14 protein-coding genes and 1 tRNA gene are annotated in these 14,259 nt (G+C 68.2%); 2 read left to right on the top strand and 13 right to left on the bottom strand.

The genetic code is table 11. The features are described 5' to 3' along the window. Window positions 1–29: 29 nt before the first annotated feature. The 7 genes from NGK70_RS20615 to petA form a co-directional block, all read right to left on the bottom strand. Window positions 30–1,271 (bottom strand): tyrosine-type recombinase/integrase, encoded by a 1,242-nt coding sequence (locus NGK70_RS20615; RefSeq protein WP_251970347.1) that lies wholly within the window; start codon window positions 1,269–1,271, stop codon window positions 30–32. Between the two features lie 206 nt (window positions 1,272–1,477). Then, a tRNA-Thr gene (locus tag NGK70_RS20610) sits at window positions 1,478–1,553 on the bottom strand. A gap of 112 nt (window positions 1,554–1,665) precedes the next feature. Then, window positions 1,666–2,199, bottom strand: coding sequence for a ClpXP protease specificity-enhancing factor (locus NGK70_RS20605; RefSeq protein WP_251970346.1), 534 nt, complete (start codon window positions 2,197–2,199; stop codon window positions 1,666–1,668). 45 nt (window positions 2,200–2,244) lie between these two features. After that, on the bottom strand, window positions 2,245–2,859 hold the full coding sequence (locus NGK70_RS20600) for a glutathione S-transferase N-terminal domain-containing protein (RefSeq protein WP_251970345.1): 615 nt from the start codon (window positions 2,857–2,859) through the stop codon (window positions 2,245–2,247). A 121-nt stretch (window positions 2,860–2,980) separates the two neighbouring features. Next, complete coding sequence (locus tag NGK70_RS20595) at window positions 2,981–3,739, bottom strand: cytochrome c1 (protein WP_251970344.1); 759 nt, start codon at window positions 3,737–3,739, stop codon at window positions 2,981–2,983. Window positions 3,740–3,771: 32 nt separating this feature from the next. Beyond that, complete coding sequence (locus NGK70_RS20590) at window positions 3,772–5,196, bottom strand: cytochrome b (protein WP_251970343.1); 1,425 nt, start codon at window positions 5,194–5,196, stop codon at window positions 3,772–3,774. Between the two features lie 20 nt (window positions 5,197–5,216). Beyond that, a complete protein-coding gene (petA, locus tag NGK70_RS20585; protein ID WP_251970342.1) occupies window positions 5,217–5,813 on the bottom strand; it encodes a ubiquinol-cytochrome c reductase iron-sulfur subunit in 597 nt (198 codons plus the stop codon). 254 nt (window positions 5,814–6,067) lie between these two features. Here petA and mscL point away from each other — a divergent pair, with 254 nt between their 5' ends. Beyond that, a complete protein-coding gene (mscL, locus tag NGK70_RS20580) occupies window positions 6,068–6,487 on the top strand; it encodes a large conductance mechanosensitive channel protein MscL (RefSeq protein WP_310742548.1) in 420 nt (139 codons plus the stop codon). 74 nt (window positions 6,488–6,561) lie between these two features. Here the strand turns inward: mscL and NGK70_RS20575 are convergent, their stop codons facing one another. The 6 genes from NGK70_RS20575 to NGK70_RS20550 form a co-directional block, all read right to left on the bottom strand. Next, complete coding sequence (locus tag NGK70_RS20575; protein ID WP_251970341.1) at window positions 6,562–7,959, bottom strand: amidase; 1,398 nt, start codon at window positions 7,957–7,959, stop codon at window positions 6,562–6,564. Between the two features lie 13 nt (window positions 7,960–7,972). After that, a complete protein-coding gene (locus NGK70_RS20570; RefSeq protein WP_428985622.1) occupies window positions 7,973–9,475 on the bottom strand; it encodes an ABC transporter substrate-binding protein in 1,503 nt (500 codons plus the stop codon). Between the two features lie 129 nt (window positions 9,476–9,604). Continuing rightward, window positions 9,605–10,420, bottom strand: a complete 816-nt coding sequence (locus NGK70_RS20565) for an ATP-binding cassette domain-containing protein (protein WP_251970339.1) — start codon at window positions 10,418–10,420, stop codon at window positions 9,605–9,607. Beyond that, window positions 10,413–11,495: an ABC transporter ATP-binding protein gene (locus NGK70_RS20560; RefSeq protein ID WP_251970338.1), complete on the bottom strand. Its 1,083-nt coding sequence runs from the start codon at window positions 11,493–11,495 to the stop codon at window positions 10,413–10,415. The genes NGK70_RS20565 and NGK70_RS20560 overlap by 8 nt, the downstream gene beginning before the upstream one ends. Then, a complete protein-coding gene (locus tag NGK70_RS20555) occupies window positions 11,492–12,364 on the bottom strand; it encodes an ABC transporter permease (protein ID WP_251970337.1) in 873 nt (290 codons plus the stop codon). Before NGK70_RS20555 ends, NGK70_RS20560 begins: the two co-directional genes overlap by 4 nt. Beyond that, the gene (locus NGK70_RS20550) at window positions 12,361–13,326 is read right to left on the bottom strand and encodes an ABC transporter permease (protein WP_251973847.1); all 966 of its coding nucleotides are present in this window, start codon (window positions 13,324–13,326) and stop codon (window positions 12,361–12,363) included. The genes NGK70_RS20555 and NGK70_RS20550 overlap by 4 nt, the downstream gene beginning before the upstream one ends. 176 nt (window positions 13,327–13,502) lie before the next feature. Here NGK70_RS20550 and NGK70_RS20545 point away from each other — a divergent pair, with 176 nt between their 5' ends. Continuing rightward, window positions 13,503–14,249, top strand: a complete 747-nt coding sequence (locus NGK70_RS20545; protein ID WP_251970336.1) for a glucose 1-dehydrogenase — start codon at window positions 13,503–13,505, stop codon at window positions 14,247–14,249. Window positions 14,250–14,259 lie beyond the last annotated feature (10 nt).

Genomic DNA, 14,259 nt, shown 5'->3' with positions numbered 1-14,259 from the left:
TAGGCGCGGCGGGGTGATTGTCGGCCAGGTCAGGCGGCCTTGAACGGCAACACCTGGGCGCCCGCGCGCAATCGGTCGAGGTAGTCGGCCCATGCCTGCATCATCTGGCGGCGCTGTTCCATGTACTCCGCGCGGTCATAGGCCATGCCCAGCGGGCCGGCTTTGCCGTGCGCCAACTGCGCTTCGATCACGTCTTGATGGATGCCGGGCAGCCGCTCGCCGATCAAAGTGCGCGCCATGGCCCGGAAGCCGTGGGCGGTCATCTCGTCATTGGTGTAGCCCATGCGGCGCAGCGCGGCGCGGATGGTGTTCTCGCTCATGCACTCGCCATCCCCCAGCAGCGAAGGGAACACGAACCGGCCACGCCCGGACAGCGGGCGCAGCTCTTCAAGGATGGCCAGGGCCTGCGGCGCCAGAGGCACCAGATGTGGCCGGCCGTTCACCTTGCCGTGCACGGTGCGCTTCATCTTGGCGGCGGGGATGGTCCAGAGTGCCGCGTCGGTGTCCAGCTCGCCCCATTCCATGGCGCGGATGTTCCCGGGGCGTTGGAACAGCAGGGCCGACAGCGCCAGCGCGGCCCGGGTGAGCGGATGCCCCGCGTACCCGCTGATGTTGCGCAGCAGGGCGCCCACACCGGCCGGGTCGAGCACGGCGGCCATGTGCTTGACCTGCAAGGGCTTCAGGGCGCCGGCCAGGTCGGCGGTGGGGTTGCGCTCACACCGGCCCGTTGCCACGCCGTAGCGGAACACCTGCCCGGCGTACTGGCGCAGCTCGTGGGCGGTGTTGTGGGCGCCCCGGGCTTCGGTGCGGCGCAGGGCGGCCAGCAGCACGGGTGCCGACACGTCGGCCAGCGGCAGCGTCCCCAGCCAGGGGAACAGGTCTTTCTCGACCAGGCGCAGCCACTTCTCTGCATAGGACGTGCTCCACCCTCCCGCCTTGGTGTGGTGGAACTCCCGTGCCACGGCCTCGAAGGTGGTGGCGCTGTTGGTGCTGGCGGTGGCTCGCTCAATCTGGCGGGCCTGCACAGGGTCGGCGCCGCGCTCCCGTGTCTTGCGCGCCTCGTCACGGGCCTTGCGGGCGTCCTTGAGTGACACGCCGGGGTAGTTGCCCACGGCCAGGCGCTTTTCCTTGCCGCCAAAGCGGTACTTCACGAACCAGCGCCGCGCCCCGTTCGGCGTCACCTCCAAGTACAGCCCGCCAGCGTCCGCCAGGCGGGCGCGCGGCTTGCCTTCCGGGCAGATGGCATTGCGGCAATCGGCATCGGTCAGCATGGGGTGTCCTCGCACTGGGGGAACGGCCTGCACAGGGTCTGTTCCCCCGGTCTGAAGCGTTCCCCTGCTTCTGTTCCCCCACATGTTCCCCCGGTCGGGGTGCGCTGTCCAGCGTGGACGTGACTGGACGTGACATGAAAAAAGCCCCTAGAGCGTTGATTTCTCTAGGGGCTTGCGCGGTCGTGGGTCTTTGTGACCGGCTAGATTGGTGCCGCTTGTCCGAATCGAACGGACGACCTACGGTTTACAAGACCGTTGCTCTACCAACTGAGCTAAAGCGGCGATGTCTGATGACTTTCGCTCACGCAACTCGTGAACGACAGAGCAGAATTGTAGACATCCCTGCGGGCCCGCTCAAAGGAGCGGGCCACCGCGGGTTGCCAAGGACGACGCATCACTTCACACGTTTGAGCGTCGGGCGCAGCGGGGTGGCACCGGGGCCGGGCGGGGGCGTGTCATCGTCGTCTCCCGATTCGGACGCGCTTGGCGTGGCCAGCCGCAGGCCGGTTGGGGCGGCCGATTCCGACACCGGATTCGCTGTGGCATGGCTGACGGTCTCTTCGCCCTCCGTGCCTGCTCCGGCGACGGAAGGCACGGGGAAGGCCATGCCCTGGCCGTTCTCGCGGGCGTAGATCGCGATGACGTGGTCCACCGGGACCATGATGTCGCGGGCCGAGCCACCGAAGCGGGCTTTGAAATCGATGGTCTCGTTGCCCAGGCGCAGCCCGCTGGTGGCCTCGAAACCGACGTTGAGGACGATCTCGTGGTTCTTCACGTACTCCATCGGGACCCGCACGCTGCTGTCGACGTACACCGCCAGGTACGGCGTGAAGCCGTTGTCGGTGCACCAGTCATGCAGTGCGCGGATCAGGTAGGGCCGCGTCGAGGGGCTGGGCTGGTCTGAGGAGGTGTCGTCGAGTGGCGGCATGTCGATCGGTGCCCGTACTGGCCTGGCTGGCTGTGCGCTGTGCGCTTACTTGCGCATCACCTTTTCGGAAGGCGTGAGCGCTTCGATGTAGGCCGGGCGCGAGAAGATGCGCTCAGCGTACTTCAGCAGCGGCGCGGCGTTCTTCGACAGGTCGATGCCGTAGTAGTCCAGGCGCCACAGCAGCGGGGCGATGGCCACGTCGAGCATCGAGAAGTCGTCGCCCAGCATGAACTTGTTCTTCTGGAAGATCGGCGCGAGCTGGGTCAGCCGGTCGCGGATCTGCGAACGGGCCTTTTCCAGCTGCTTGTCGTTGGGCTTGACGCCACCACGGCCTTCGAGCGCATTCACGTGGGTGAACAGCTCCTTCTCGAAGTTGAACAGGAACAGCCGCACACGCGCACGAGCCACCGGGTCCCCGGGCATGAGCTGCGGGTGGGGGAAGCGCTCATCGATGTACTCGTTGATGATGTGCGATTCGTACAGGATCAACTCGCGCTCGACGAGGATGGGCACCTCGTTGTACGGGTTCATCAGCGCGATCTCGTCGGGCTTGGCGTAGAGATCGACGTCGCGGATCTCGAAGTCCATGCCTTTCTCGAACAGCACGAAACGGCAGCGATGCGAGTAGGGGCAGGTCGTCCCGGAGTAAAGCACCATCATGGCGGGAGCGCTCCTTAGGGCTGGAAGGGAATCGGAAAAAGAAAATCGCGCAGCGACAGGTAACTGCCGCTGCGCGCGACGCGGGCCAACGGTCGAGGACCGGACCCGCCGTCATCCAGGTTTACTTGATGTCTTTCCAGAACGCGGCGTTCAGGCGCCAGGCGATCACGAAGAAGACAGCCAGGAAGGCGAGCACGAACAAACCCAGCTTGGTGCGCAGGCCCTGGGCCGGCTCGGCCATCCAGGTCATGAAGGCGACCAAATCACCGACGGCACCGTCGTACTCGGCAGTGGACATCTTGCCGGGCTTGAGCTGCTCGTACTTGCCGGTGAACTCGTGGGTCTTCTCGTCGAAGATCGCGCGGCGCTCACCCTGCAGTTCCCACAGCACGTGCGGCATGCCCACGCTCGGGAAGGCCAGGTTGTTCCAACCGGTGGCCTTGGTCTCGTCGCGGTAGTAGGTGCGCAGGTAGGTGTAGAGGTAGTCTGCACCCGTGCCGTTGTGGCCGGCACGCGAGCGCGCCACCAGGGTCAGGTCAGGCGGGGTGGCTCCCAGCCATTCCTTGGCCTGACGCGAGTCCATCGAGATCTTCATCAGATCGCCGACCTTCTCGCCCGTGAACAGCAGGTTGTCCTTGATCTGCAGGTCGGTCAGGCCGATGTCGCGCAGCTTGTTGAAGCGCACGAAGGCGGCACTGTGGCAATTCAGGCAGTAGTTGACGAACAGCTTGGCGCCGCGCTGCAGCGCGGCCTGGTCGTTCATCTTCTCGACGGGGAACTTGTCCCAGGCGAGGCCGCCACCAGCAGCCTGGGCCGCCGGCAGGAAGGCCGTCAGGCTGGTGGCTGCCGCGACGAGCAGGGACGCAATGAACTTTTTCATGGTGGTCTGAGCTCCTGTTTCGTCCGCTGGCATCAGTGGGGCTTGAAGGTGACGCGCTCGGGCACCTTCTTGAAGGTCCCTAGCTGACTCCACCAGGGCATCAGGAGGAAGAAGCCGAAGTAGAACAGGGTGCCCACCTGGGCGATGATCGTGCCGATGTCAGACGGCGGCTGGATGCCGAGGTAGCCCAGCACCAGGAAGAGCACGACGAACACGAGGTACAGACCCGTGTGCCAGCTCGGCCGGTAGCGCAGCGACTTCGCCGGGCTCTTGTCGAACCAGGGCAGGAAGAACAGGATGACGACCGCACCGCCCATCACCACCACGCCCCAGAACTTGGCGTCGAAGGTCTTGAGCAGGCCGGCGGCCACCACGGCGGCAACCAGGATGCCCAGCTTGACCTTGCTGTTGAAGCCGCCCTTGAGCACCGACAGCACCGCGGCCAGGCCGATCACCACGACCAGCACGTTGACCATCACGTCGGTGGTGGCGCGCAGCATCGAGTAGAACGGCGTGAAGTACCACACCGGTGCGATGTGCAGCGGGGTCTTCAGCGGATCGGCCGGGATGAAGTTGTTGTACTCCAGGAAGTAGCCGCCCAGTTCCGGCGCGAAGAACACGATCGCGGTGAAGACGATCAGGAAGCCTGCGACGCCGACGATGTCGTGCACCGTGTAGTACGGGTGGAAGGGGATGCCATCCAACGGGATCCCGCGCTCGTCCTTCTTGGCCTTGATCTCGACGCCGTCGGGGTTGTTCGAACCCACGTCATGCAGCGACAGCAGGTGAGCCACGACCAGACCGATCAGCACCAGCGGCACGGCGATGACGTGGAAGCTGAAGAAGCGGTTCAGGGTGGCGTCCGAGACGACGTAGTCACCGCGGATCAGCAGCGACAGGTCCGGACCGACGAAAGGCACGGCGGCAAACAGGTTCACGATGACCTGGGCGCCCCAGTACGACATCTGGCCCCAGGGCAGCAGGTAGCCCATGAAGGCCTCGGCCATCAGCGCCAGGAAGATGGCGCAGCCGAAGATCCACACCAGTTCGCGCGGCTTGCGGTACGAGCCGTACATCATCCCGCGGAACATGTGCAGGTAGACGACGACGAAGAACGCCGATGCGCCGGTGGAGTGCATGTAGCGGATCAGCCAGCCCCAGGGGACTTCGCGCATGATGTACTCGACCGAGGCGAACGCCACCGGGATGCCGGCGTTGTTCAGCGACGCGTCCGGCTTGTAGTGCATCACCAGGAAGATGCCGGTGACGATCTGGATGACCAGCACCAGCAGGGCGAGCGAGCCGAAGAAGTACCAAAAGTTGAAGTTCTTCGGAGCGTAGTACTCCGACATGTGCACCTTGTAGGCGTCGAACGCGGTGGGGAACCGGTTCTGCAGCCAGACGGTGGCCTTCGTGGCCATTGGTGCGTCGGCGGAAACTTCCTTGAAATCAGCCATGTTGACCTCGATGTTCCTTGTCAAGCCTTCTTGTCTTCACCGATGACCAACTTGGTGTCCGACAGGTACATGTGGGGCGGGACTTCGAGGTTGTCCGGCGCGGGCTTGTTCTTGAACACGCGGCCTGCCAGGTCGAAGGTGGAGCCGTGGCAGGGGCAGAGGAACCCGCCCTTCCAGTCGTCCGGCAGCGAGGGCTGCGGGCCGGCCTGGAGTTTGTCCGACGGCGAGCAGCCCAGGTGGGTGCAGATGCCGATCACGACCAGGTACTCCGGCTTGACCGAGCGGGTCAGGTTCTTGGCGTAGTCCGGGGTCGGATAGGCGTTGCGATCCGAGTTCGGATCGGCCATCTCGGCGCTGAGCTTCTCCAGGTCCTTGAGCTGTTCCGGGGTGCGGCGCACGACCCACACCGGTTTGCCCCGCCACTCGGCGGTCATCTTCTCGCCTGGCTTCAGGGCCGAGACGTCGACTTCCACCGCGGCACCGGCCGCCTTGGCGCGCTCAGACGGCGCAAAGGTGCTGACAAAGGGGACCGCCGCGGCGACACCGCCGATCGCGCCGGCGCAGCCTGACGCGATCAGCCATGTCCGCTTGGCCTGGTCGACTTGCTGGTCACTCATGTGATTCCTCGGGGAAAAGAAAATCCGGATCCGACTTGGGGGCAACCCCTGATTCTAGCCCGGCGTGTGCACTGTTTCGCGTGGTCACGGCGTGTGGCGCCCTCTGTCGCAGCCGCTTCATGCCTCGGATCGCGGGGCGAATACAACAGGCCCCATTTTCGCGCGCCCGCTTGACTCGTAACAAAAGGTGTGAATACTTCACGCTTGGACGGCTTCGCCGACACTAGCTAACCCACCAAAGGAGAGACCACACCATGGGCATGATGACCGAGTTCAAGGAGTTCGCACTGAAGGGCAACGTCATGGATCTCGCCGTCGGCGTGATCATCGGCGGGGCGTTCGGCAAGATCGTCGATTCACTGGTTGGTGACATCGTGATGCCGATCGTCGGCAAGATCTTCGGTGGGCTGGACTTCAGCAACCACTTCATTCCATTGGCGGGGCAGACGGCCACCACGCTGGCCGAGGCCAAGAAGGCCGGCGCGGTCCTGGCCTACGGCAACTTCATCACCATCGCATTGAATTTCGTCATCCTGGCCTTCATCATCTTCCAGATGGTGAAGGTGATGAACCGGCTCAAGCGCGAGGAGCCGGCGCCCGCTCCGGCCGCACCGGCGCCCACGCCGGAAGATGTGGTGCTGCTGCGCGAGATCCGCGATTCGCTGAAGCGCTGATCAGAGGCATCGCGAGAGGAATGAAGGCCACCCGCAGCGGGTGGCCTTTTCGGTTCCGGTCCCCCTGCGGGCGGTCAGCCGGGCGGCTGCGGCCACGCCCGCTGTGGCCCGCGCAGCTGCTCCCAGGCACGGGCCAGTCGCAGCACGCCCAGGTCGTCGTGCCGATGGCCTGCGATCTGAAGGCCAATGGGCAGCCCCGCGGCCGTGAAGCCGCCGTTGATCGAGGCGGCCGGCTGTTCGCTCATGTTGTAGGGCAGCGTGAAGGCGATGTGCTCGAAGGGGCGCTCGGGGTCGTTGATCGGGCTGGCCCATTCGGCCGGGAAGGCCACGTTGGGCGCCGTCGGGCTGAGCACGAAGTCGAAGCGTTGGGTACTGGCCACGGCGGCGTCGCGCATTGCCGCCATCTGGCTGTGGCCGTGGAAGACCTCGGCGGCGCTCAGGCGCGCGCCGCTGGCCACCCACTGGCGGATATAGGGCAGCACCTTCTGCTGGCGCGCCATCGGCAGGGCCGAGATGTCCAGCCAGGAGCGCATGCGCCAGAAGCGGTCCATGCCGTCGGCCATCTCGCGGGTCATGAAGGGCGCCAGCGGCTCGACGATCGCGCCCTCGGCCTCGAAGCGTCGGGCCGCGGCGACCACCGCGTCGCGCACCTCGGGGTCGACGCGCATGCCCCAGCCGGCATCGAGTTGCAGGCCCAGGCGCAGGCCCTTCAGGTCCAACCTGTCCAGGTCGGTCCAGGCGATCGTCGGGTCGTGGGGCAGGCGGGTGGCGTCGCGGTCGTCAGGCTGGCTGAGCACACCCATCATCAGCGCGGCGTCTTCCACGCTGCGCGTCATCGGCCCGGCCACGCGCCCGGCGTAGGGCGGGTAGATGGGGATGCGGCCCAGGCTGGGCTTGAGGGTGAAGATGCCGCACCAGCTGGCCGGCAGCCGCACCGAGCCGCCGATGTCGGTGCCCAGGTGCAGGGGACCATAGCCGGCCGCAGCCCCGGCACCAGCGCCGGAGCTGGAGCCGCCCGGGTTGAGGCGCAGGTCCCAGGGGTTGCGCGCGAGTCGGTGGAAGCTCGACAGGCCCGAGGACAGCATGCCGTAGTCCGGCATCGTGGTCTTGCCGAGGAAGACGGCGCCGGCCTCGCGCAGCCGGGCGGCGGGCGGGGCGTCCGCCGCGGCCGGGACCAGCTCGATGGCGGCGGTGCCCAGCGGCACCGGCACGCCCTGGGTGGCGATGTTCTCCTTGAGCATCGTCGGCACGCCGTCCACCGACCCGGCGGGCTCGCCGCGCCGCCAGCGGGCTTCGGACGCCCGCGCCATCGCCAGCGCCCCGTCCGGGTCCATCGCCCAGGTGGCGCCCAGGTGAGGCTCCCAGTGGTCGATGTGCGCCAGCACAGCTTGCGCCACCTCCACCGGCGACAGCTCGCGCCGGGCATAGGCGGCCACCAGTTCGGTCGCGCTCAGGTCGTGCAGGGCGCTCATCGAAGCAGACCCGTCACTGCCAGGCCGTCGCGGCCAGGTCGTTGGCGAAGATCGGCGAGCTGGCCCAGATGCCCTTGAGTCCCTTCTTGTACACCGCCGCCTGGGTGGGGTTGAAGATATAGACGTTCACCGAATCCGTGGCCAGCTGGCGCTGGATGTCGCCAAAGAGCTTGGTCCGCTCCTTGGCGTTGGTGGTCGCGGCGTGCTTGCTCACCAGGTCGCGGAAGGCCTTGTTGTCGTAGCCCCAGTAGTAGGCCGTGTTGGCGTACTGCACATAGTCCAGCGGCTCGACGTGGTTGATCACCGTCAGGTCGAAGTTGCCCTTGAAGGTGCCCGACAGCCACTGCGCCCACTCGACGTTCTCGATCTTGGCGATGACGCCCACCTTGGCCAGCTGCGCGGCCAGCACCTCGCCACCCTTGCGGGCGTAGGGCGGGGGCGGCAGCGTGAGCGTCACGTTCAGCGGCGTGGCCACGCCGGCCTCCTTCAGCAGCGCCTTGGCTTTCTCCGGGTCGTAGGGGTACATCCCGGTCAAGTCGACGTAGCCGGCGTCGCTGGGCGCGAAGTGGCTGCCGATGGGCTTGCCCAGGCCGTCGAGCACGCCGTCGATGAAGGCTTTGCGGTCCACCGCGTGGGCCAGGGCGCGGCGCACGCGCACATCATCAAACGGCTTGCGTTTGTTGTTGATGGTCATGATGCCCTTGCCGGCCTGGTTGCCCAGTTCGACCACGAAGCGCGCGTCCTGCTTGAACTGCGGCAGGGACTGGTTGGCGATGCCACGCGGGAAGGCATCGATGTCGCCGGCCAGCAGTGCGGCGGACTGCGCCGCCGCGTCGGGGATGAAGCGGAAGGTGGCCTTCTTGAGTTTGACGGCGCCGGCGTTGCGGAAACCGTCCCACTTCACCAGCGTGACGGCGCTGCCCTTGGCCCAGTTCTCCAACTTGTAGGGGCCGGTACCGACCGGCTTGGTGGCGGCGGTGGCGGCGCTCTTGGCGTCCAGGATCACCGCAGTGTTCTCGCCCATGCGGAACAGGAAGTTGCCGTCCGCGTTGTTGAGCGTGACGATGACGGTGTGCGCATCCGGCGTGGCGACGGACGAGATGTTGTCGAACACCGCCTTCTTGGCCTTGTTGGTGCTGCCCTCGGCCTTGGCGCGCTCGAAGCTGAACTTCACGTCGGCACTGTCAAAGGCCTCGCCGTCCTGGAACTTCACGCCCTTCTTGAGCTTGAAGGTGTAGAGCTTGCCGTCCGGGTCCATCGTCCAGCTCTCGGCCAGCAGCGGGGTGACGCTGCCGTCCACGTTGATCTTCGTGAGGCCCTCGAAGATGTTGTAGTGCGCGATCTCGCCGATGGCGGCCGAGGGCGCCACCGTCGGGTCCAGGCCCGGCGGCTCCAGCACCATGCCGATCACGACGCTGTCACGGCGGGATTGCGCCAGCGCCTCGGTGGCGGCGAGTGAGCCGGCCAGCGCCAGCACCGCGAGGGACACGGCGGCAACGCGGCGATCCGGCCGCATCGAGGGGGTGTTCAGAGCGTCGTGGTTCATCGAAATTTTCCTCTCAGAGGGAAGGGGCATGGTGCCTGACCGCGCGGGCTCGGGCCATCCGGCAAAACGGCAGGCCGACCCATGACGAGCGAGGGCCGTTCATGGTTGACTGGCCGGGGCCGGCATCACCTTCGGCACCGCGTCGATCAGCCGCTGCGTGTAGGGGTGCTGCGGGGAACGGAACAAGGTATCCGGGTCGCCGCGCTCGACGATGCGCCCGGCCTGCAGCACGATCACCTCGTCGCAGACCAGATCCACCACCGCCAGGTCGTGGCTGATGAAGAGGTAGCTCAGGCCGAACTGGTCCTGCAGGTCCTGCATCAGGTTGAGCACCTGGGCCTGCACCGACACGTCCAGCGCGCTGACCGGCTCATCGGCCACGATCAGCGCCGGGCGCGTCACCAGGGCTCGGGCAATGGCGATGCGCTGGCGCTGGCCGCCGCTGAACTCGTGCGGGTACTTGCTGCCATCGGCGGCGCGCAGGCCCACAGCGTCCAGCGATTCGCCGATGCGCCGGCGCCGCTCGGCCGGGCTCAGCTGCGGCTGCATCTCCAGCGGCTCGCCGACGGTGCGCTCCACCGTCAGCCGCGGATCGAGCGAGCCGTAGGGGTCCTGGAACACCATCTGGAACTGCGCGCGCGCGGCGCGCAGCTCGGCCGCGCCGAGCCGGTGCAGGTCCTGGCCGAGCAGCTGCACCGAGCCGGCGCTGGGTGACTCCAGCGCCATCACCAGCCGCGCCAGGGTCGACTTGCCGCAGCCCGACTCGCCCACCACGCCCAGGCTGCGCCCGCGCGCCAGCGTGAAACTCACGCCGTCCAGCGCCTGCAGGTGCGGCGCCGGCCCGAACAGGCGCTCGCGCGGCAGCCGGTAGCGCTTGGCGAGGTCGCGCACCTCCAGCAGCCAGGGCTCAGCCATGCGCGACTCCAGTGGCGGTGGGCCCTGCGGCGGTGGTCCCTGCGGCGGTAACCCCCGCGGCGGACACGGCATCGAGCGGCGCCCCCACCTCGGCCAGCCGGGCGCAGCGCGCGTCGTGCCCCGGGCCCACCGGCTGCAGCGGTGGCGATGCGGCGCGGCAGACCTCGGCGGCCCAGGGGCAGCGTTCGGCAAAGGCACAGCCGTCGCCCAGGTCGGCCAGCTCCGGCACCCGCCCGGGGATCGTCGCCAGCCGGGTGCCGCGCGGCAGACCCAGGCGCGGCCGGGCAGCAAAAAGCCCACGGGTGTAGGGGTGGCTCATGCGGCGGAAGACCTCCGCCGTCGGCCCGCTCTCCACCCCCTGGCCGCCGTACATCACCAGCATGCGCTGCACCTGCTGCGCCATCACGCCCAGGTCATGGCTGATGAGCAGCAGCGCCATGCCGTCCTCGGCCACCAGCTCGGCGATCAGCGCCAGCACCTCGCGCTGGATGGTCACGTCCAGCGCGGTGGTCGGCTCGTCGGCGATCAGCAGGTCCGGCCGGCAGGCCAGTGCGATGGCGATCACCACCCGCTGGCGCTGCCCGCCGCTGAGCTGGTGCGGGTAGGCGTCCAGCCGGCGCGCGGCCTGCGGCAGCTGTACCCGCTCCAGCAGGCGCAGAGCCTCGGCCCGTGCTTCGCTGCGGCCCAGGGCGCGGTGCAGCCGCAGCGGCTCGGCGATCTGCGCACCGATCGGGTGCAGCGGGTTCAGCGCCGTCATCGGCTCCTGGAACACCATCGCGACGCGGTCACCGCGCAGCGCACACCATTCGCGCTCCGGCAGGCCCACCAGTTCGCGGCCCTCGAAGCGCATCGAGCCGCTGACCTGCGCGCCTTCGGGAAGCAACCCCATCAGCGCCAGCGCGGTGAGCGACTTGCCGCAGCCGGATTCGCCGATCAGCCCCAGCGTCTCGCCCCGCGCCAGCGCAAAAGAAACGCCCCGCAGCGCCTCCACCGTGCCGCGGTGGGTGCGCAGGCGCACGCGCAGGTCGCGCACGTCGAGCAGAGGCGCTGTAGTGGCCGCGGTCGCGTCGCTCATCGCTGCCGCGCCAGCTTCGGGTCGAGCAGGTCGCGCAGCCCGTCGCCCATCAGGTTCAGGCCCAGCACCGCCGCGGCAATCGCCAGGCCGGGGTAGATCGCCAGCTCGGGGGCCTGGAAGATCTGCGTCTGTGCCTCGTTGAGCATGCGGCCCCAGCTCGGCTGTGGCGGCTGGGTGCCCAGGCCGAGGTAGCTCAGCGCCGCTTCGGCCAGGATGGCGGTGCCGAACTGGATGGTGGCCTGCACGATCAGCACACTGGCGATGTTGGGCAGCACGTGGTCGAGCGTGATGCGCCAGCGGTTCTTGCCGGCGGCGCGGGCGGCCAGGACGTAGTCGCGCACCCAGATCGCGTTGGCCGCGCCGCGGGTGATGCGGGCAAACCAGGGCACGTAGGCCAGCCCGATCGCCACCATGCTGGTCAGCAGGCCGGGGCCGTAGATGGCGGTCAGCAGGATGGCGGTGAGCAGCGCGGGAAAGGCGATGCTGAAGTCGGTGGTGCGCATGATCACCTCCTCCACCCAGCCGCGCCGCGCCGCCGCCAGGCATCCCAGCGCCACGCCCGCCACCAGGCCGATGCCCACGGCGATCACGCCCACCAGGATGCTGGCTCGCGCGCCCACCAGCAGCTGTGAGGCCACGTCGCGCCCCAGGCTGTCGGTGCCCAGCCAGTGCGCCGCGCTGGGGGCCGCGAGCTTGTTGGGGATGTCGATCTCCGCGGGCGGGTAGGGCGACCAGGCCAGCGACAGCAGCGCCGCCAGTAGCACCGCCGCGCTCAGCAGCGCGCCGATCAGGAAGCTCGGGTGGCGCAGCGCGCGCTGGCCGAAGCCGGGGAGCGGGGCGGCATGGGGGCGCGTTCGACCCGCCGTCATGCCGCCTCCGCCGGGGCCAGACGCGGGTCGATCAGCGCATAGACCAGGTCCACCAGGAAGTTGATGAGCACCACCGCCGCGGCCAGCAGCATGACGGTGTCGCGCACCACCACCAGGTCGCGGTTGGAAATGGCCTGGAACACCAGCCGGCCCACGCCGGGCAGCACGAAGACGTTCTCCACCACGATCGCGCTGGTCACCAGGTTGGCGAACTGCAGGCCCATCAGCGTGACCACCGGGATCAGCGCATTGCGCAGCACATGGCGCCAGAGCACGGCGCGGCGGCTCAGCCCCTTGGCGCGGGCGGTGCGCACGTAGTCCTCGCGCATCACCTCCAGCACGGCCGAGCGCGTCACGCGCGCCAGCATCGCGGCCTGGATCACCGCCAGCGACAGCGCCGGCAGCAGCAGCGCCTTCAGCCCCAGCCACAGGCCGCCGCCTTCGTCTTCCACCCAGCCCGGAAACCCGCCGGCGGCGAACCAGCGCAGCTTCACCGCGAACAGCAGGATCAGCAGGATGGCGAACCAGAAGTTGGGGATCGCCATGCCCACCTGGCTGGCGGCCATCACGCCGACGTCGCCGAGGCGGCGGTGGTGCGCCGCCGCATACACGCCCAGGCCGAGGGCCGCCAGCGTGGTCAGCGCCATCGCCAGCAGCGCCAGCGGCAGGGTGACCTGCAGGCGCTGCGCGATCAGCTCGGCGGTGGGGGTGTCGTAGGAGATGCTCTGCGCCGTCTGCCCGCTCAGCAGGCCGCCCACCCAGTGCGTGTAGCGCGCCAGCGGCGGGCGGTCCAGCCCGAGCCGGGCCTCCAGGGCGGCGACGGCCTCCGGCGTGGCGGTGTCGCCCAGCACCACCTCGGCCGCGTTGCCGGGCAGCAACTCCAGCACGGCAAAGATCACCACCGAGGCCACGGCCAGGGTGATCAGCAGCGTCGCCAGGCGCTTCAGCAGGAACCAGCTCAGCAAGACGTCAGCAGGTGCCGGGCACCCTCGTTCGTGATGGATTGGGCTATTGTGCGGTGTCCCAGGCTGGCACAGGCCGCCGGGCTGCCCGGATTGACGTGGGCGGCGCGACGTGCTGCGCCGCAACAACAAGGAGCGATGCAGTGAGCGATGCGAGAGGCGATGCAGTGGGCGCCATGAGACTGCCAGGCAAGGTGGCGGTGGTGACGGGCGGCGGTTCCGGCTTCGGCGCAGGGATCGTGCGCAAGTTCGTCGCCGAAGGCGCGAAGGTGATCGTGGCCGACCGCAATGGCGAGGCGGCGCAGGCGGTGGCCGCGGAACTCGGTGAAGCCGCGCTGGCGGTGACCGCCGACGTCACCCGTGCCGACGACGTGCGCGCCATGCTGGACGCAGCCGAGCATCACTTCGGCGGCCTGGACATCCTGGTCAACAACGCCGGCATGGGCCACCTGCCGCAGCCGATGGAAGAGCTGGACGAGGCGACCTTCGACCGCCTCGTCGCGCTCAACATGAAGGCGATCTACCTGGCCGCGCGCGAGGCGGTGCCGCGCTTCAAGGCGAGGAAGGCCGGCGTCATTCTCAACATCGCCAGCACGGCGGGCGTCAGCCCGCGCCCGCGGCTGACCTGGTACAACGCCAGCAAGGGCTGGGTGATCACCGCGACCCGCTCGATGGCGGTGGAGCTGGCGCCCTTCGGCATCCGCGTTGTGGCGCTCAACCCGGTGGCCGGCGAGACGCCGATGCTCGCCACCTTCATGGGTGAGGACACGCCCGAGGTGCGCGCCAAGTTCCTCTCCACCATCCCGATCGGCCGCTTCTCGACACCCGAGGACCTGGGCAACGCCGCGGGCTTCCTGTGCAGCGACGAGGCCAGCATGATCACCGGCGTGGCGATGGAGGTGGATGGGGGGCGGTGCATCTGAGCCCTGCGGT

The organism is Sphaerotilus microaerophilus, from assembly GCF_023734135.1.
GTDB classification, from domain to species: Bacteria; Pseudomonadota; Gammaproteobacteria; order Burkholderiales; family Burkholderiaceae_C; genus Sphaerotilus; species Sphaerotilus microaerophilus.
This window is presented reverse-complemented; position numbering and strand designations above follow the sequence as displayed.